The 16388-nt window shown below is 72.4% G+C and carries 13 protein-coding genes; 4 read left to right on the forward strand and 9 right to left on the reverse strand.

Annotated features, from left to right (window positions below; genetic code table 11):
* The first annotated feature begins 65 nt into the window (after window positions 1-65).
* On the forward strand, window positions 66-2585 hold the full coding sequence (locus ACIHAA_RS21065; protein WP_399819300.1) for a DEAD/DEAH box helicase: 2520 nt from the start codon (window positions 66-68) through the stop codon (window positions 2583-2585).
* Here the strand turns inward: ACIHAA_RS21065 and ACIHAA_RS21070 are convergent.
* From ACIHAA_RS21070 to ssd, 7 genes are all read right to left on the reverse strand, one after another.
* A complete protein-coding gene (locus ACIHAA_RS21070; protein WP_399819302.1) occupies window positions 2485-3315 on the reverse strand; it encodes an Rv3654c family TadE-like protein in 831 nt (276 codons plus the stop codon). The genes ACIHAA_RS21065 and ACIHAA_RS21070 overlap by 101 nt on opposite strands.
* The gene (locus tag ACIHAA_RS21075; RefSeq protein WP_399819304.1) at window positions 3312-3650 is read right to left on the reverse strand and encodes a TadE family type IV pilus minor pilin; all 339 of its coding nucleotides are present in this window, start codon (window positions 3648-3650) and stop codon (window positions 3312-3314) included. The genes ACIHAA_RS21070 and ACIHAA_RS21075 overlap by 4 nt, the downstream gene beginning before the upstream one ends.
* A gap of 49 nt (window positions 3651-3699) precedes the next feature.
* Window positions 3700-3936 (reverse strand): DUF4244 domain-containing protein, encoded by a 237-nt coding sequence (locus ACIHAA_RS21080; protein ID WP_399819305.1) that lies wholly within the window; start codon window positions 3934-3936, stop codon window positions 3700-3702.
* A gap of 174 nt (window positions 3937-4110) precedes the next feature.
* Complete coding sequence (locus ACIHAA_RS21085) at window positions 4111-4920, reverse strand: type II secretion system F family protein (RefSeq protein WP_399819307.1); 810 nt, start codon at window positions 4918-4920, stop codon at window positions 4111-4113.
* Entirely contained in the window at window positions 4917-5762 is an 846-nt protein-coding gene (locus ACIHAA_RS21090) for a type II secretion system F family protein (protein ID WP_399819309.1), read from the reverse strand. Before ACIHAA_RS21090 ends, ACIHAA_RS21085 begins: the two co-directional genes overlap by 4 nt.
* Window positions 5763-5987: 225 nt before the next feature.
* Window positions 5988-7199: a TadA family conjugal transfer-associated ATPase gene (locus ACIHAA_RS21095; protein ID WP_399819312.1), complete on the reverse strand. Its 1212-nt coding sequence runs from the start codon at window positions 7197-7199 to the stop codon at window positions 5988-5990.
* A gap of 117 nt (window positions 7200-7316) precedes the next feature.
* Window positions 7317-8408 carry a septum site-determining protein Ssd gene (ssd, locus tag ACIHAA_RS21100; RefSeq protein ID WP_399819314.1) on the reverse strand — a complete coding sequence of 364 codons (1092 nt, stop codon included), beginning with the start codon at window positions 8406-8408 and terminating at the stop codon, window positions 7317-7319.
* A 606-nt stretch (window positions 8409-9014) separates the two neighbouring features.
* Between ssd and ACIHAA_RS21105 the strand changes: the two genes are divergently transcribed.
* Entirely contained in the window at window positions 9015-9839 is an 825-nt protein-coding gene (locus ACIHAA_RS21105) for an HAD family hydrolase (protein ID WP_399819316.1), read from the forward strand.
* A 425-nt stretch (window positions 9840-10264) separates the two neighbouring features.
* Here ACIHAA_RS21105 and ACIHAA_RS21110 read toward each other — a convergent pair whose 3' ends face one another.
* Window positions 10265-11089 carry an oxidoreductase gene (locus ACIHAA_RS21110; RefSeq protein ID WP_399819318.1) on the reverse strand — a complete coding sequence of 275 codons (825 nt, stop codon included), beginning with the start codon at window positions 11087-11089 and terminating at the stop codon, window positions 10265-10267.
* A 100-nt stretch (window positions 11090-11189) separates the two neighbouring features.
* On the opposite strand from ACIHAA_RS21110, the gene ACIHAA_RS21115 reads away from it, so the two are divergent.
* Window positions 11190-12170: an ATP-binding protein gene (locus ACIHAA_RS21115; protein WP_399819320.1), complete on the forward strand. Its 981-nt coding sequence runs from the start codon at window positions 11190-11192 to the stop codon at window positions 12168-12170.
* Between the two features lie 18 nt (window positions 12171-12188).
* Here the strand turns inward: ACIHAA_RS21115 and ACIHAA_RS21120 are convergent, their stop codons facing one another.
* Complete coding sequence (locus tag ACIHAA_RS21120) at window positions 12189-13451, reverse strand: hypothetical protein (protein WP_399819321.1); 1263 nt, start codon at window positions 13449-13451, stop codon at window positions 12189-12191.
* Between the two features lie 355 nt (window positions 13452-13806).
* Between ACIHAA_RS21120 and ACIHAA_RS21125 the strand changes: the two genes are divergently transcribed.
* A complete protein-coding gene (locus ACIHAA_RS21125; RefSeq protein ID WP_399819323.1) occupies window positions 13807-16299 on the forward strand; it encodes a bifunctional SulP family inorganic anion transporter/carbonic anhydrase in 2493 nt (830 codons plus the stop codon).
* Window positions 16300-16388 lie beyond the last annotated feature (89 nt).

A 16388-nucleotide genomic window follows, 5' to 3' on the forward strand; every position in this document is an offset into this window, starting at 1 on the left:
TTGCTATCGAGCGGTCGCCCCATGGGACGTCTGGGCCAGAGCCCCAGGACGGTTCGCCAGCCGCGATGGCATTCAATCACTTACCGGGAGGCGTGCACGACGCCTTGGCCCCATTGTCCGTCACGCCAGTGACACACTCGGTGCCGATGGCCAAGAATCACCGATCCGATCGACCCCCGACGAACCCCGTGTCCCGCCTCGCGCCGGGAACGGTGCTGGACCGGCTCGCCTCGGGCCCGAGCCGGGCTGCGCGCATCACTCATACGGAGCACTTGCCCCCGCGAGCGGGTCGGCATGCCGTCTGGCCGGACCGGATCCGCGCGGAGGTCATCGCCGCCGTGCAGTCCGCGGGCATCGAGCACCCCTGGGCCCACCAGGCACTCGCCGCGGAGCACGCCCTGGACGGCGATTCGGTGGTGGTCGCAACAGGCACCGCCTCGGGGAAGTCGCTGGCCTACCTCGCCCCGGTGCTGTCCTGTCTGCTGGACGGCTCCGAGGCCCCGAACGGGCGGGGCGCCACCGCCCTCTACCTGGCCCCCACAAAGGCTCTGGCGGCCGACCAGTGCCGGTCCGTGAAGGAACTTTCACGGCCACTGGGCACATCTGTTCGCCCCGCGGTGTACGACGGCGACACGCCGCCCGAGGAACGCGAATGGGTGCGCCAGTACGCCAACTACGTCCTCACCAACCCCGACATGCTGCACCGCGGCATATTGCCCTCACACCCGCGCTGGTCCTCCTTCCTGCGTGCCCTGAAGTACGTCGTCATCGACGAGTGCCACACCTACCGCGGCGTCTTCGGCTCCCATGTCGCCCAGATTCTGCGCCGACTCCGCCGCCTGTGCGCCCGCTACGGCTCCTCTCCCGTCTTCCTGCTGGCCTCGGCGACCGCCGCCGAGCCCTCGGTGGCCGCCGGCCGTCTCACCGGCCTCCCGGTCGTCGAGGTGGCCGACGACGCCTCCCCGCGCGGCGAACTGGTCTTCGCCCTGTGGGAGCCGCCGCTGACCGAGCTGCACGGCGAGAAGGGCGCACCCGTACGGCGGACCGCGACCGCCGAGACCGCCGATCTGCTGACCGATCTGACTGTGCAGGGCGTCCGCTCGGTCGCCTTCGTCCGCTCCCGCCGCGGCGCCGAGCTGATCTCGGTGATCACCCAGGAGCGGCTGGCCGAGGTCGACCGCTCCCTGGCCCGGCGTGTCGCCGCGTACCGCGGCGGCTATCTTCCCGAGGAACGCCGCGCCCTGGAACGCGCCCTCCACTCCGGAGAACTCCTCGGCCTCGCCGCCACCACCGCCCTCGAACTGGGTGTCGACATCTCCGGCCTCGACGCCGTCCTGATCGCCGGCTACCCGGGGACCCGGGCGTCGCTGTGGCAGCAGGCGGGCCGCGCCGGGCGCGCCGGGCAGGGCGCCCTGGCCGTCCTGGTCGCCCGGGACGACCCGCTGGACACCTTCCTGGTCCACCATCCCGAGGCCCTCTTCGACCAGCCGGTGGAGTCCACGGTCCTCGACCCGGACAACCCGTACGTCCTGGCCCCGCATCTGTGCGCGGCCGCCGCCGAGTCCCCGCTGACGGACGAGGACCTGGAGCTGTTCGGCCCCGCCTGCGCGGAGCTGCTGCCGCAGTTGGAGGCCGCGAAGCTGCTGCGCCGCCGTACGAAGGCCTGGCACTGGACGCGCCGGGAGCGGGCCGCCGACCTCGCGGACATCCGCGGCCAGGGCGGCCCACCGGTCCAGGTCGTCGAGGCCGGTACCGGGCGGCTGCTCGGCACGGTCGACGCGGGCGCCGCGCACACGACGGTGCACGAGGGGGCGGTCCATCTGCACCAGGGCCGCACCCATCTGGTGCGATCGCTCGACCTGGAGGACTCCGTCGCCCTGGTCGAGGAGGCCAACCCGCCGTATTCGACGGTCGCCCGCGACACGACCTCCATCTCCGTGCTGGAGACGGATCTCGAGGTGCCCTGGGGCGCGGGCCGCCTCTGCTACGGCTCCGTCGAGGTCACCAACCAGGTGGTCTCCTTTCTGCGTCGGCGTCTCATCACCGGCGAAGTACTGGGCGAGACAAAACTCGACCTGCCTCCCCGTACGCTGCGCACCCGTGCCGTGTGGTGGACGGTCACCGAGGACCAGCTCGACGAGGCCCGGATCGGCCCGGAGATCCTCGGCGGGGCCCTGCACGCCGCCGAGCACGCCTCGATCGGCATGCTGCCGCTCTTCGCCACCTGCGACCGCTGGGACATCGGGGGCGTCTCGATCCCCCTCCACCCGGACACCCTGCTGCCCACGGTCTTCGTGTACGACGGCCACCCCGGGGGCGCGGGCTTCGCGGAGCGCGCCTTCCGCACGGCCCGCGCCTGGCTGGACGCCACCCGCCAAGCCATCGCCTCCTGTGAGTGCGAGGCGGGCTGTCCGTCCTGCATCCAGTCCCCCAAGTGCGGCAACGGCAACGATCCGCTGCACAAACGGGGCGCCCTTCGGCTCCTCACGGTGCTGCTGCGCGGGGCGCCCGAGGAGACGGCGCATGGGGCGCCCGAGGAGACGGCGGACACGACCGGGGGCGAGGTCCCCGCCGGGACGGAGTGAGGCATGCGGCAGGGAGGGGGGAGGCTTGCGGGGTGAGTGACCGCGGCGGGATGTGCCGTCCCGGCTTGGCAGGGACTTTCGGCTTGGCAGGGACTGTCGCCAGGTCAGGGACCTTCGGCAGGTCAGGGACGTTCGGCAGGGCGCGGGCTTTCGGCAGGGCACAGGCTTCCGGCAGGACAGAGGTACGGCGCAGGATCCCAGGGGTGACGGCGCGCGGGGCAATCCGTTCCGGCAGGGGCTGCGCCCCTGCCGCCCCCGGCTCCCCTGGCGCCCCCGGCTCCGCCATCTCCGCCGGGCCCGCCCTCGCCCGTACCTCGGCGGTGAAGAGCCCGGAGCCCGACGCCACCGTGACATCGGAGATCTCCCCCGCGACAGCACACCGGACGAGTCGGCCTCCCTGCGCTCCCGCCACCCGGGCCGCCCTGGAACATGCCCTCTCGCCTCCTTCCGTCCAGTGGTCGGCGGCCGCCAGCGCCGCGAGATCGGCCCCGGCGGCCGCGCGATGCCGAACCAGTACCGCCTCGCCCTGAGCCAGCAGTACGCCGAAGACGGCGCAGAGAGCCCCGGTCAGGCACACCACCCAGACGGTCGCCGAACCGCGGTCCGAACGGGCGCCTGCCGCACGGAACTTCCGGACTGCCTCCAGGCGGGCGATCCGCCCCCCGAGCAATCGGGACACAGGGCGGACCCCACCGGGCCGACGCCCTCGCACCGATCCGAAAGGCCTCACCGATTCACCCCCACCGCGTCCTGCGCGTCCTCCGCCATAGCCACGGCCTCGTGACGCAGTTCGAACGTCAGGGCTCGGGGGCCGGGCGGGTGGGCGACGACCAGTACATGGACCAGGTCGCCGCGTCGGCTCACCGTGATCCTGGCTCCGCCCGGCGCGGCCTGCCGGGCCATCCTCTGAACCACGTCCGCGGGTTCCTGCCGGGCCGCGGCCCGGGCGCCTGCCCGGGCCGCGTCCACGCACTCGATCTCCGCCGACGCGGCCAGCAGGGCCCACAGCAGGGCCATCGCGAAGAGCACCAGGGCGGGCAGCGCGACCGCGGCCTCCGCCGTCACGAACCCCCGGTCCCGGCCGCAGCTCCCGCTCCGGCGCACCGGCGGCCCGTCACATCCGGACACTGAGCGCCCGTTTCACGATGTCCTGCAACTCCGCGCTGACCTGTCCGCTCGTCAGCACCTTGTAGAGCACTGCCGCGAAGGCCACCGCCGCGATGATGCCCACCGCGTACTCGGATGTGACCATCCCCGCGTCCCGACGTACCGCCGGTCGCACTCGGCCCACCAGCGCATGCATCCGCGCCCGCGCCCAAGCCCGTGCTCGTACCCGTGTCACCTTGCTCATGCCAACCCCCGTCTCCTTCAATGCGTTTGGTCTGTCGGATCCGTACTTGTTCCGATTACTGCTTCTCGCTCGCCACTCACCGTCCGGCGATGCGGTCCGGCGATTCCGGCCGGTGTCTTCGTCTGGTGCCTCCGTCCAGCGCCTCCGTCCGGCGTCCCCGTCCGACCTGAGCCGTCAGCGACCACCCCCTCCCAAGAGCCCGCCCGCGAGCCCGATGACCACGGGCAGCACCCCGATCGCGATGAAGGCGGGGAGGAAGCACAGCCCCACCGGGGCGGTGACCATGACGCCCGCGCGGCGCGCCCGTGCCGTCGCCGTGCGGCCCCACTCGGCTCGGGCCTCCGTCGCGAGGCGCCCGACCGACGTGGCCGCCGGTACGCCGGATTCATCCACCCTTTCGAGCAGCCGGGCCAGTGCCGCGGCTCCCGGCAGGGCGGCCAGTCGCCGCCAGGCATCGGCCGGTTCACCGCCAAGTCGCACTTCGGCCGCGCCCCGCTCCAGCCGCTCGCCGACCGGCCCCCGCAGCGCCTCGCCCACGGCCTGGGCGGCCGCCACGGGACTCGCACCGGCCGCGATGCACGCGGCCAGCAGATCGGCCGCCAGAGGCAGTTGGCGGGCCGCCACGACGGGGTCGTACTCCTGGGAGAGCCGGTCGCGTTCCTGCCGGGCACGCCAGCGCGTCACAGCGATCCCGACGGCGAGTCCGACCGCCCCGCCTGCCCACCCGCCGGTCAAGAGCCAACCGGCGCAGATCGCCGCCGGGACCGGCAGCCACCGCCGCACTTTGTCCCGCGGCAGCCGGAGCCCGCCCCGCCGCCGGGTGGGCGGGCTCTCTCCCGACGCCCCGCCCTCGCGTTTCAGCAGGGCACCCAGCCGTCGTCGCGCCCTTCGTTCGCGCCGTAGCGCGACGAGGAGCCGTGCCGACCACCACAGCGCCGGGATCCCACACAGCACCCACAGCCTGTGGACAGTGCCGGGGCTCATGCCGCCTCAGCCCCTCGGACGATCCTCAGGGCCCACCACAGCCCCGCTCCCTCCAGCACCCCGCCGGTCATGAGGCAGGCCAGTCCGGCACCGGTGTGCAGCAGCACACGGAGTGGATGGGCGCCGAGCGCGGTCCCCAGCAGCAGGCCGAGCGCCGGAAGTCCCGCGAGCAGAACCGCTGTCGACCAGGCGCCCGCCAACTGGGCGCGCAGGTCGGCCCGCTGGTCCCGCTCGGCGCGCAGGGCCGCCTCCAGCCGATCGAGTCCGGCGGCCAGCCCCGCACCCCGGTCCACGGCCACCCGCCAGCAGGCGGCGAGCCCCGACAAGCCGTCGGCCCCCGGCTGCCGTGCCGCGGCCGCGAGCGCACCGGGCACATCCCCGCCGAACCGAGCCGCCGCCAGTACCGCCGCCCGGGCTTCGCCCAGGCCGCCCGAGTCCCGTGCCGCCCGCAGCAGTGCGTCGCCCGGCTGGCGTCCCGTGCGCACCTCCCCGACGAGCGACGCGCACAGTGCGATCACCTCCTCACCGCGCGCTTCCCTCCTCCGTCGCGCCTCCCGCGCCAGCCGCACCCTGCGCAGGACCGGCACTCCGGCGGCTCCCGCCAGCAGGGGCAGCACCGACGCGCCGAGTGCTCCGACAAGAGCGCCCACAGCAAGGGACCACCATTCGGCCCCCAGCCTCCGCAACCGCCCGAGGGCCCGCTCCCAGGGCGGCGGATCGGCCCCCGTCGCCCCCTCGCCGTCCGCCGCGCACAGCGACCGTGCGCGGTGCGCCCCCGCGTTCGAGGCGCTCGCCATCCAGGCCGCCACGCCCGCGCACACCAGCCCCGCACCCGCAGACATCTGTCCGATTCCCGTCACCACAGCCGCCCGCTCCCCTCGCCCTCGGCACTTCCGCCGCCCGCCTCGCGTGCCTCATCTGCCACTTCCGCCACCCACACCACGCATCGCACCTCCCACATCCGCTCCCTGCGTCACGCGTCCCATCTGCCGCTTCCGTCGTTTCCGCCGGAAGCCGTCCCCAGTTCCGCCACCTCCGTGGCACGTGGCCTCCGCCCCTTCCGCCCCTCACCGTTCGGCCCCCTCCACGCCCCCTTCACCCCGTCCGTCTTCACCCCCGCCCCTCAGCAACTCCCGCAAGCGCTCCCACCCCCGCTCGCGGGTGAACGCCCCGGGCCCCCACCGCAGCGCGGGCACCGTCACCACCAGGCCCGACGCGTCCCGCTCCAGGACGTGCACCTCGGCGATCCGACGGCGGCCCGTCCGGTCGCGCACCAGGTGGAGGACCACCGACAGGGCGGCCGCCAGTTGGCTGTGCACCGCGGCCCGGTCCAGACCGGCGGCCGTACCGAGCGCTTCGAGGCGGGCGGGCACCTGTGCCGCGGCGTTGGCGTGGAGCGTCCCGCAGCCGCCCTCGTGCCCGGTGTTCAGCGCGGCCAGCAGGGACACCACCTCGGGGCCGCGCACCTCTCCGACCACCAGCCGGTCCGGCCGCATCCGCAGCGCCTGCCGCACCAGGTCCTGAAGCTCGACGAGCCCCATGCCCTCCTGGTTCGGGGGTCTGCCCTCCAGGCGCACCACATGCGGATGGTCGGGGCGCAGCTCCGCCGAGTCCTCGGCCAGCACGATGCGTTCCGCCGGTCCCACGCACCCCAACAGCGCGCTCAGAAGCGTGGTCTTGCCGGATCCGGTGCCTCCGCTGATCACATAGGAGAGCCGTGCGGCGACCAGGGCCCGCAGCACGCGGTCTCCGCCCGGGGGCACCGTCCCGGCCGCGACCAGCTCGTCCAGAGTGAACGCCCGCGGCCGCACCACACGCAGGGACAGACAGGTCGAGCCGACCGCGACCGGGGGCAGCACCGCATGGAGCCGGGTGCCGTCCGGGAGCCTGGCGTCCACCCACGGTCTGGCATCGTCCAGCCGCCGTCCCGCCACCGCCGCCAGCCGCTGCGCGAGGCGCCGTACGGCCGCGGCGTCGGGGAAGGACACGCCCGTCAGTTCGAGCCCGCGGCCCCGGTCGACCCACACCCGGTCGGGTGCCGACACCAGGACATCGGTGACGGAGGAGTCGGCGAGCAGCGGCTCCAGAGGTCCGCTGCCGACCAGTTCGGAACGCAGTTGCCGGGCCGCGCCCAGCACTTCCGCATCCCCCAGCACCCGTCCCTGTTCGCGCAGGGCCTGGGCCACACGGGCCGGAGTCGGCTCGGCCCCGCTCTCCACCAGCCACTGCCGCACCCCGTCGAGGAGCCGGGTGCGGGCACCCGCTTCGGCCGCGGACACCGGCGCAGGTCCCGCGTCCGGCCCGTCCGGCGCGGCACGCTCATCTCGCACCGCCGGATACCGTCCCCGCGCCCCCGCGTCCCACCCCGTGCTCCTGCTCACGCTCATGCCCATGGGTCAGTCACCCGCCTCGGTCAGCGCGCCCTTCCAGAAGGCGGAGCAGAACCGGGCGAGCTGCCCGCGCGCCGCTCCCCCGGGCGGGGTGGAACCGTCGTGGGGCGTCGGCTCATGGGGGACCTCGCCGAGCAGCGGCAGGCCCAGCAGCCGTGCCACCTCGCGGTCGTCGAGTCCCGGTGCGTACGGTCCGCGCACCCCGACCCTGAGGTCGCCCAGCACCATGCCGACGGCCGACGCCACCCGCCGGGCGGCCGCGACCGCCCGTAATTCGGCGGGCACCACCAGCAGTCCGACGTCCACCTGGGCCAGGACCTCGGCGGCTCCCTCGTCCACGCGGCGGGGCAGGTCGACGACGACCGTGCCGCCGCGCCGCCGGGCCGCGGCGAGGACCGCACGGACCGCCTGGGGCGGAACGGACACGGTGTCACCGCGGTCCCAGCTCAGCACCCGCAGGGCGTGCAGCTCGGGCAGCGACTCCTCCAGGGCGCCGCCGCCGACCCGTCCGCGGGAGGCGGCGAACGCCGGCCAGCGCAGCCCGGCCGTGGTCTCGCCGCCGAGGAGTACATCGAGTCCCCCGCCCAGCGGATCCCCGTCCACCAGCAGGGTGCGTCGGCCCTCGCGCGCGGAGGTGACGGCGAGGGCGCAGGCGAGTGTGGACGCACCGGCCCCGCCGCGGCCGCCGATGACCCCGACGGTGAGCGCCGGGCGGACGGCTCCCTCGGCCACATCGGCGATCCGGTCGACCAGCCAGCGCTCCCCGTCGGGCAGCATCAGGACATGGTCGGCGCCGATCTCCACGGCGCGCCGCCAGACCCCCGGGTCGTCCTGGTCCCGGCCGACCAGCACCACTCCGCGTCTGCGTGCGGCTCCGCGCACCCGGCGTACCGCGTCGTCGCCGACGATGACGAGCGGCGGGTCCTCCCAGCCGCCGCGCCGCGCCGGAAGCCCCGGGTGGACCTCCGGTCTGGCACCTGCGGCCGCGCACAGGCGCAGCAGGTCGTCGAGGAGTCCCGCGTCCTCGGTGACGATCAGCGGGCCGCTCCGCCGCTCCTCGGCGGTGCCCGGCCGACCGTGTGTGATGGCTTCCGCCACGCTCTCCAACCCCCTTCGATGCTTCTTCCGCGGTTCTTTCGCCGACAGCGGCGGCGCCCTCTCGGGTCTCGCGCCCGCCGTTCGTGTGAAGAACCGGAAAACGGCTTCCATATGACTGGCCGACAGGAATCGGCCATACGTGTCCGGCAAACCGGAACCGGCATCAACCGGCCGTCCGGCGGGACGCGGTGGAATCACGGTGCATCGATCCGTGAAATCGTGTGGATCTTGGTCGATAACTGTGGACAACTCAACGAATGTGAATATCGCCTTCACTCCGGGCCGCGAAGGTTGCACGTCGGCTCGGCATGCCCGCAGAGCAGCAGGACGACTACGTAGAGCGACCGGTCGGGGGCGGATCGACACCGGGGCCGACGAGAGGGACCCCGTGGCTCGCGGGCCGCGACGGAGGAGAGAAAACCCACCCGGACATGCGACGACCCCCGCCGGGGGGGAGAGCGGGGGTCGTCCCCACGGCCGACTCGGGGGGGGGAGGAGTCGGACCGGGTTAGCACGGTCGCGAACGATCCGTGACTTCCATGGTGTACCCGAGAGCCCTCTCAGGCAAACCCACGCGCCCCACCTTACGCCGAATGGTGGGCCCCTATGCTCGGGCCCGTGGAAAACCACTTCCTGCCCCGCACAGCGGCCTTCTTTGACCTGGACAAGACGGTCATTGCGAAGTCGAGCACGCTCACCTTCGGCAAGTCCTTCTACCAAGGCGGTCTGATCAACCGCAGGGCCGCCTTGCGCACCGCATACACCCAGTTCGTGTTCCTGGTGGGCGGCGCCGATCACGACCAGATGGAACGGATGCGCGAGTATTTGTCCGCACTCTGCCGCGGCTGGAACGTCCAGCAGGTCAAGGAGATCGTCGCCGAAACGCTCCATGAACTCATCGACCCGATCATCTACGACGAAGCAGCCTCCCTCATCGAGGAGCACCACACCGCCGGACGCGATGTCGTGATCGTGTCCACGTCGGGCGCCGAAGTCGTCGAACCGATCGGCGAACTGCTCGGCGCGGACCGCGTGGTGGCCACCCGCATGATCGTGGGCGAGGACGGGTGCTTCACCGGAGAGGTGGAGTACTACGCCTACGGGCCCACCAAGGCGGAGGCCGTGAAGGAATTGGCCGCGTCCGAGGGGTACGACCTCTCCCGCTGCTACGCCTACAGCGACTCCGCGACCGACCTGCCGATGCTGGAGTCGGTCGGCCATCCGCACGCCGTCAACCCCGACAGGACTCTGCGACGAGAGGCGCTGGCGCGCGAGTGGCCGATTCTGGACTTCCACCGCCCGGTCCGGCTCAAGCAGCGGCTCGCCGTGCCGCCGCGTCCGGCCCTCCTCGCGGCCGCCGCGATAGGTGCGGCAGCGGCCACCGCGGGGCTCGTCTGGTACGCGAACAGGCGGCGTACACCCGTCGTATGACCACACGTACGGGTCATACGAGGCGATCGGCGCCGTAGAGGGCTCATACGGGCGCCCGATTCACACCTCTTTGAACCTAAAAGTAAAGAACGGCAGTGAGGGGTTCCACTCGTCCCGGGCCAGGAGTACAAAGGGTTTAACGGCCCGCGAGACCAAAGGAAACATCCGAAGGGATCGCCTTGAAGAACGAGATTGGCCCCACGGACCGAGCATGACCATCGAGCACCCACGCGACGTCGACCCGTCGATTACGGGCCAGCCGCACCAGGTACGGGCAGCAGTTCCCGGCCTGATGGGCACATATCGAGGACGCTTGGTAACCCGGTGAGCATGCCAGCGGCGGTACGAGCACTCGTACCGCCGCAACCACACGACAGGCCCTCGGTGAGGGCCTGTTGCGCGTCCAGGACCCGAAGACCCGCCAGCTACGCCGCCCCGCGCTGGAGCGCCTCGCAGACCGCGGTCGACTCGCGGACCCCCAGTTCCACGGCCTTCGCACAGTGGGCGATCCAGGCGGCCATCCCCTCGGGCGTGCCCGACGCATAGCCGTCCAGCGCGGCCACATAGGCCGCACGGCCCAGTTCCGCATGGCCGACCTCGGCCGAGCAGACCGCCTTGGGATCGAGACCGCTGCCCACCAGGACGATGCGCTGGGCCGCGCGCGCGACCAGACCGTTGTGCGAGCCGAAGGGGCGCAGGGCGAGCAGCTCCCCGTGCACAACGGCCGCAGTCACCAGGGCGGGGGCCGTACTGCCCGCGACGATCAGCGCGGAGAGGCCCTCCAGACGGCCGGAGACCTCGGCCGCGTCCGGCAGTTTCAGTTCCACCAGCGGCTCGTCGACCGGCTCCCCGGCCTGCCGGGGGCGACCCACCGAGGCATCGGGGTCCGCGGCCGCCACCAGGTGCAGCCGGGCCAGCACCCGCAGGGGCGACTGCCGCCAGATGGACAGCAACTGCCCGGCCTCGGCGGTCAGCCTGAGTGCCGCGCCGACCGTCCTGGCCTCGTCGTCACCACTGAAGTCGGTACGCCGACGCACTTCCTCCAGGGCCCAGTCGGCCCCGGACAGCGCCGCCGAGCCGCGTGCGCCGCGCAGCGCCGCCTCCGAGGTGATCTCGTTGCTGCGGCGCCGCATGACCCGGTGGCCGTAGACCCGGTCCACGGCCTTGCGCACGGACTCCACGGACTCGACCACGCCGGGCAGCGCGGCCAGAACGGCGAGCGGATCGGCGGTCGCACCTGTCGTACTCATGAGTACGACCCTACGCACCCGCACGTGTCCTCCTTCGAAGGAGTGGTCTTCTTCACGCGGACTGCGACTCACCGCAATCATCCCACTACCCTTGGTGAACATGAAAATTGCTTTCGTCGGGAAGGGCGGCAGCGGCAAGACGACCCTGTCGTCCCTGTTCATTCGCCACCTCGCCGCCGCCGGAGCACCCGTCGTCGCGATCGACGCGGACATCAACCAGCACCTCGCCGCCGCTCTGGGGCTGGACGAGGAGGAGGCAGCGGCACTGCCGGCCATGGGGGAGCGGCTGCGGCTCATCAAGGAGTACCTCCGGGGCAGCAACCCGCGGATCGTCTCCGCCGAGACGATGATCAAGACCACCCCGCCCGGTGAGGGGTCCCGGCTGCTCCGGGTCCGGGAGAACAACCCGGTCTACGACTCCTGTGCGCGCCGCGTGGAACTCGACGGCGACACCGTCCGTTTGATGGTCACCGGCCCCTTCACGGACGCCGACCTCGGGGTCGCCTGCTACCACTCCAAGACAGGAGCGGTCGAGCTGTGTCTGAACCATCTGGTGGACGGCCGCGGCGAGTACGTGGTGGTCGACATGACGGCGGGCTCGGACTCCTTCGCCTCCGGGATGTTCACCCGCTTCGACATCACGTTCCTCGTCGCCGAGCCGACCCGGAAGGGGGTCTCCGTCTACCGCCAGTACAAGGAGTACGCCCGTGACTTCGGAGTCGTGCTGAAGGTCGTCGGCAACAAGGTCCAGGGGCAGGACGACATCGACTTCCTCCGCGCCGAGGTCGGTGACGACCTGCTGGTGACGGTCGGGCACTCGGACTGGGTGCGCTCCATGGAGAAGGGCCGTCCGCCGCGGTTCGAGTTCCTGGAGGACGCGAACCGGCGCGCCCTGCGCGTGCTCCAGGTCGCCGCCGACGCCATGTACGACCTGCGGGACTGGGAGCAGTACACCCGCCAGATGGTGCACTTCCACCTGAGGAACGCGACCAGTTGGGGCAACGAGCGCACCGGGGCCGATCTGGCGGCGCAGGTCGACCCCGGCTTCGTCCTCAGGGAGGGCCTGGTGGCCGCCGTGTGAACGGCGACCGCCCCGCGTCTACGGCTTGGAAGGCGGCGCCCCCGGGACGCCCTTCGGCGCCGGGGCGGGGCGGGCCGCCAGAAAGGTCCCCCAGCCCTCCTCGGGGGCCCGGCCCACCGAGAGGGTGCGCAGCTTCCGCAGGACCTGCGGATCCTGGGCGTCCAGCCAGTCGGCGAGCTGACGGAAGGAGACACAGCGCACCTCGGGCTGGGTGCAGACCTGCTCGACGACCTCCTGGAGGGCCTGCATATAGGTGCTGCCGTTCCAGGACTCGAAGTGGTTGCCGATGATCAGGGGCGCCCGGTTGCCGTCGTAGGCCCGCCGGAAGCCCTGGAGCAGTCCGTCGCGCAACTGGTCGCCCCACTCGGCGAACCTGTCGGGGTCGCCCTGGGTCTGCGCTCCCGACTGGCCGGCCCGGAAGTCGTAGTCCATCGTCACCTGCTCGTAGGAGTGGCCGGGGAAGGGCACCCGCTGCATCGAGAGGTCCCACAGGCCGTCCTTCTTGCCGGGCCAGACCTGTTGGCCCACTCCGGAGGCGTCATAGCGGAAACCCAGTTCGCGGGCCGCTTCCAGAAGGTTCGTCCGCCCCTCCAGACAGGGGGTGCGGCCGCCGATCAGCTCCTTGTCGTAGTCGAAGGGCAGTGGGGGCTCCGTCTCCAGATTCGCGTTGGTGCGCCAGGACTTCACGAACGACTTCGCCTGGGAGATCTCGTCCTTCCACTCCTCCACCGACCACTGGCCGACCCCGCCGTCCTGTCCGCAGAAGTGGCCGTTGAAGTGGGTACCGATCTCATTGCCCTCGAGCCAGGCGAGGCGCAGTTGCTCGACGGTGTCCCTGACGCCCTGCTCGTCGTTGAAGCCGATGGCCGAGCTGCCCGGGGAGTGCCGGGGCGGCCGGTACAGATCGCGCTTCTCCTCCGGGAGCAGATACACACCGCTCAGGAAGTAGGTCATCGTCGCGTTGTTGGCCTTGGCGACCTTGCGGAAATGGGAGAACAGTTTCCGGCTGTCCTCGCTCGCCCCGTCCCAGGAGAAAACCACGAACTGCGGGGGCCGCTGACCGGACCTCAGCCGCGCGGGCCGAGGCAGATGCGGCTGCATACCGGTGTACGAGGTGGAGCCGTCGCCGATCAGGCGGACCGCGCCGCCCGGGGCGGGGGCGCCCGGAGCCTTCATCTCGTTCTGCCCGGAAGCGGTCCCCCCGGCGGTGCACCCGGCGAAGACGGTGGCGCAGGCCGCGGCCAGTGTCGCACCCGCGGCGATCCTCTGGGTGGCGGCCATCTTCCGCCCACCTTCTTCCTTCAGTCGGGGCCACGCCGACGGCCGGGGCCGCGCCGATCAGGTGCCGTGCGCTGCGGCGTGGCCCGCCTGCATGCGCGGCCCGGCCAAGGTCCCATGAAAAGAAGACATGTTTTTGTATGACAAGCCGATAAAACTGATAATTCACTCCACTGAGTGATCCGTTGCGCCATCCACTCGGATATCGAATGCATGCCCTTTACTTGGCATTACGATCTATTTACCGAGTGTTGAGACACCCCTCCGCAGTACGCCGTGACCCACGGCCGCCCCGCCCCGGCCCGTCGGCCGGGACCCACCCATTCCGCGACCGCGCCGCCCCGGAGGAGACGGGAACATGCCCGCCTGCGTCCCCACCCGCGCCACCGACCCGACTCGGACGAAGCGCGTACCCCAGCCCCACAGTCCACCGCCGTCCCGGCCCCGCCGCTTCTCCCTCGCGGGTGCCGATCTGTCGGCCTCCCTCGCGGTCTTCCTGATCGCCCTCCCGCTGTCCCTCGGCATCGCCCTCGCCACCGGCGCCCCGCTCCAGTCCGGCCTGGTCGCCGCGGCCGTCGGCGGCCTGGTCGCCGGACGGCTCGGCGGGTCCCCCCTCCAGGTCAGCGGCCCCGCCGCCGGGCTCACGGTGGTGACCGCGGACCTGATCCACCGTTACGGATGGCGGACGACCTGCGCCATCACCGTTCTCGCGGGCATCGCCCAACTGGGCCTCGGCTGCCTGCGCGTGGCCCGCACGGCACTCGCGGTCAGCCCCGCGATCGTGCACGGCATGCTCGCCGGCATCGGCGTCACCATCGCCGTCGCCCAGCTGCACATCGTCCTCGGCGGCACCCCGCACAGCGCCGTCCTCGACAACCTCCGCGCACTGCCCGCCCAGTTGGCCCGGCTCCAGCCCGCCTCCGTCTCGGTCAGCGCACTCACCCTGGCCGTGCTGCTCCTCTGGCCGCGGCTGCCCGGCCGGACCGGACGGCTGCTGCGCCGGGTCCCGGCCGCGCTCGTCGCCGTCGCCGCGGCGACCGCGGCCGCAGCCCTCGCCGGGCTCGCCCTGCCCAGGGTCGACCTGCCCTCCTGGCAGAGCCACGCCCTGGCCGGGCTCCCCCGGGGCTCCGGACTCGGCCTCAGCGTCGCCGTCCTGACCGTCACACTGGTGTGCAGTGTCCAGTCGCTGCTGGGCGCCGTCGCCGTGGACAAGCTGGCCTCGGGACGACGGCCGCACCCCGGCCGCTCCGACCTGGACCGCGAGCTGCTCGGCCAGGGCGCGGCGAATGTCGTCTCGGGGGCACTCGGGGGGCTGCCGCTCGCGGGCGTCGCGGTGAGAAGTTCGGCGAATGTCCGAGCCGGTGCCGTCAGCCGGAACTCCACGATGCTGCACGGCGTTTGGGTAGTAGTGGCCGCGCTGCTGATGGTCCCGGTGCTTGAGCTGATCCCCCTCGCCTCGCTCGCCGCACTGGTGATGGCCGTCGGTATCCAGATGGTGTCCCTGCACCACATCCGCACAGTCACCCGCCACCGCGAAGTGCTGGTCTACGCCGTGACCACACTCGGCGTCGCCCTTCTGGGAGTTCTCCAGGGTGTCTCGCTGGGCATCGCCGTGGCCATCGCGGTGGCCCTGCACCGCCTCACCCGCACCCGCATCACCCATGACAGCAGAAAGGGAGTCCATCACGTACGAGTCAGAGGACAGCTGACCTTCCTCGCGGTGCCGCGGCTCAGCCGGACCCTGCATCTGGTGCCCGCCGGAGCGGCCGCCGTGGTGGAGCTGGACGGATCGTTCATGGACCATGCTGCATACGAGTCCCTCCAGGACTGGCAGCGGACGCATCTCGCGCAGGGCGGCACCGTGGCCCTCACCGGCCGCGCGGGGAATCCGGTTACCCTCCCGGCCCTGAGCGCCTCCACGGCCGAGGAGAGACAGGAAGCCGCGGAGGCGTCCGCGTGCCGGTGCCGGCCCTGGACACCCTGGCGCAACCACCAGTGCGGCGAGCGGCCCCCGACCACGCCGTCCGGCGACCGCGCCCACGGGCGGGCCGACGGGCCGGGGCCGAGCGGGCATCAACTCGCCCGGGGCATCGGGGCGTTCCAGCGCCATACCGCGCCACTGGTGCGCAGCGAGCTGGCCCGGCTGGCACGGGAGGGACAGCGTCCGTCGCAGCTCTTCCTGACCTGTGCCGACTCGCGGCTGGTCACCTCGATGATCACTTCGAGCGGCCCCGGCGACCTCTTCGTCGTCCGCAATGTCGGCAACCTGGTGCCCCTGCCCGGCGCGGAGCGCGGGGACGACTCGGTGGCGGCGGCGATCGAGTACGCGGTGGACGTCCTGAAGGTGCGCTCCATCACGGTGTGCGGGCACTCCGGCTGCGGCGCGATGCAGGCACTGCTGGCCTCGCAGGAGAGCAGTCCGCGGACCACCCCCGAAGGGCTGACCACCCCCGAATGGCGGACTCCACCTGAGGGGCAGACCCCTCCCGAAGGGCGGATCGCTCCCGAGGGGCGGACTCCTCTCGAACGGTGGCTGCGCCATGGAGTGCCCAGCCTGGAGCGGATGTCGGGCACCGCCCGGCCCGCGCCACGGATCGCCGGGCGGGAGGCCGCCGACACCGTGGAGCAGTTGTGTCTGGCCAATGTGGTGCAGCAGTTGGACCATCTCAGAGCCCATGAGTCGGTGGCCCGTGCCCTCGTCGAGGGCACGCTCGACCTGCACGGGATGTACTTCCATGTGGGCGAGGCCCAGGCATATCTGCTCGGCGTGTCCCCGGCGGGCGCCGGCTCCCCGGCAGGTGACGTCTTCGAGGGAGTGGGGGTGTCCGGGGAGGTGCGCAGCCCGGCCTGACGCAGGGGTGGCGGGGTCCCGGCCCGGAGCGCCGGAGCCGGACCGGGACCGCACCCCGCCCACCACCACCGCCGTCACCCCCGCCCGGA

This window comes from Streptomyces sp. NPDC052040, assembly GCF_044548405.1.
GTDB lineage: Bacteria > Actinomycetota > Actinomycetes > Streptomycetales > Streptomycetaceae > Streptomyces.

Excerpts from the sequence above, each read along its gene's own strand:
- ACIHAA_RS21090 (WP_399819309.1), bottom strand. The coding sequence starts at position 5,762 with ATGTCTGCGGGTGCGGGGCTGGTGTGCGCGGGCGTGGCGGCCTGGATG.
- ACIHAA_RS21125 (WP_399819323.1), top strand. The coding sequence starts at position 13,807 with ATGCCCGCCTGCGTCCCCACCCGCGCCACCGACCCGACTCGGACGAAG.
- ACIHAA_RS21120 (WP_399819321.1), bottom strand. The coding sequence starts at position 13,451 with ATGGCCGCCACCCAGAGGATCGCCGCGGGTGCGACACTGGCCGCGGCC.
- ACIHAA_RS21110 (WP_399819318.1), bottom strand. The coding sequence starts at position 11,089 with ATGAGTACGACAGGTGCGACCGCCGATCCGCTCGCCGTTCTGGCCGCG.
- ACIHAA_RS21065 (WP_399819300.1), top strand. The coding sequence starts at position 66 with ATGGCATTCAATCACTTACCGGGAGGCGTGCACGACGCCTTGGCCCCA.
- ACIHAA_RS21085 (WP_399819307.1), bottom strand. The coding sequence starts at position 4,920 with ATGAGCCCCGGCACTGTCCACAGGCTGTGGGTGCTGTGTGGGATCCCG.
- ACIHAA_RS21105 (WP_399819316.1), top strand. The coding sequence starts at position 9,015 with ATGCTCGGGCCCGTGGAAAACCACTTCCTGCCCCGCACAGCGGCCTTC.
- ACIHAA_RS21115 (WP_399819320.1), top strand. The coding sequence starts at position 11,190 with ATGAAAATTGCTTTCGTCGGGAAGGGCGGCAGCGGCAAGACGACCCTG.
- ACIHAA_RS21080 (WP_399819305.1), bottom strand. The coding sequence starts at position 3,936 with ATGAGCAAGGTGACACGGGTACGAGCACGGGCTTGGGCGCGGGCGCGG.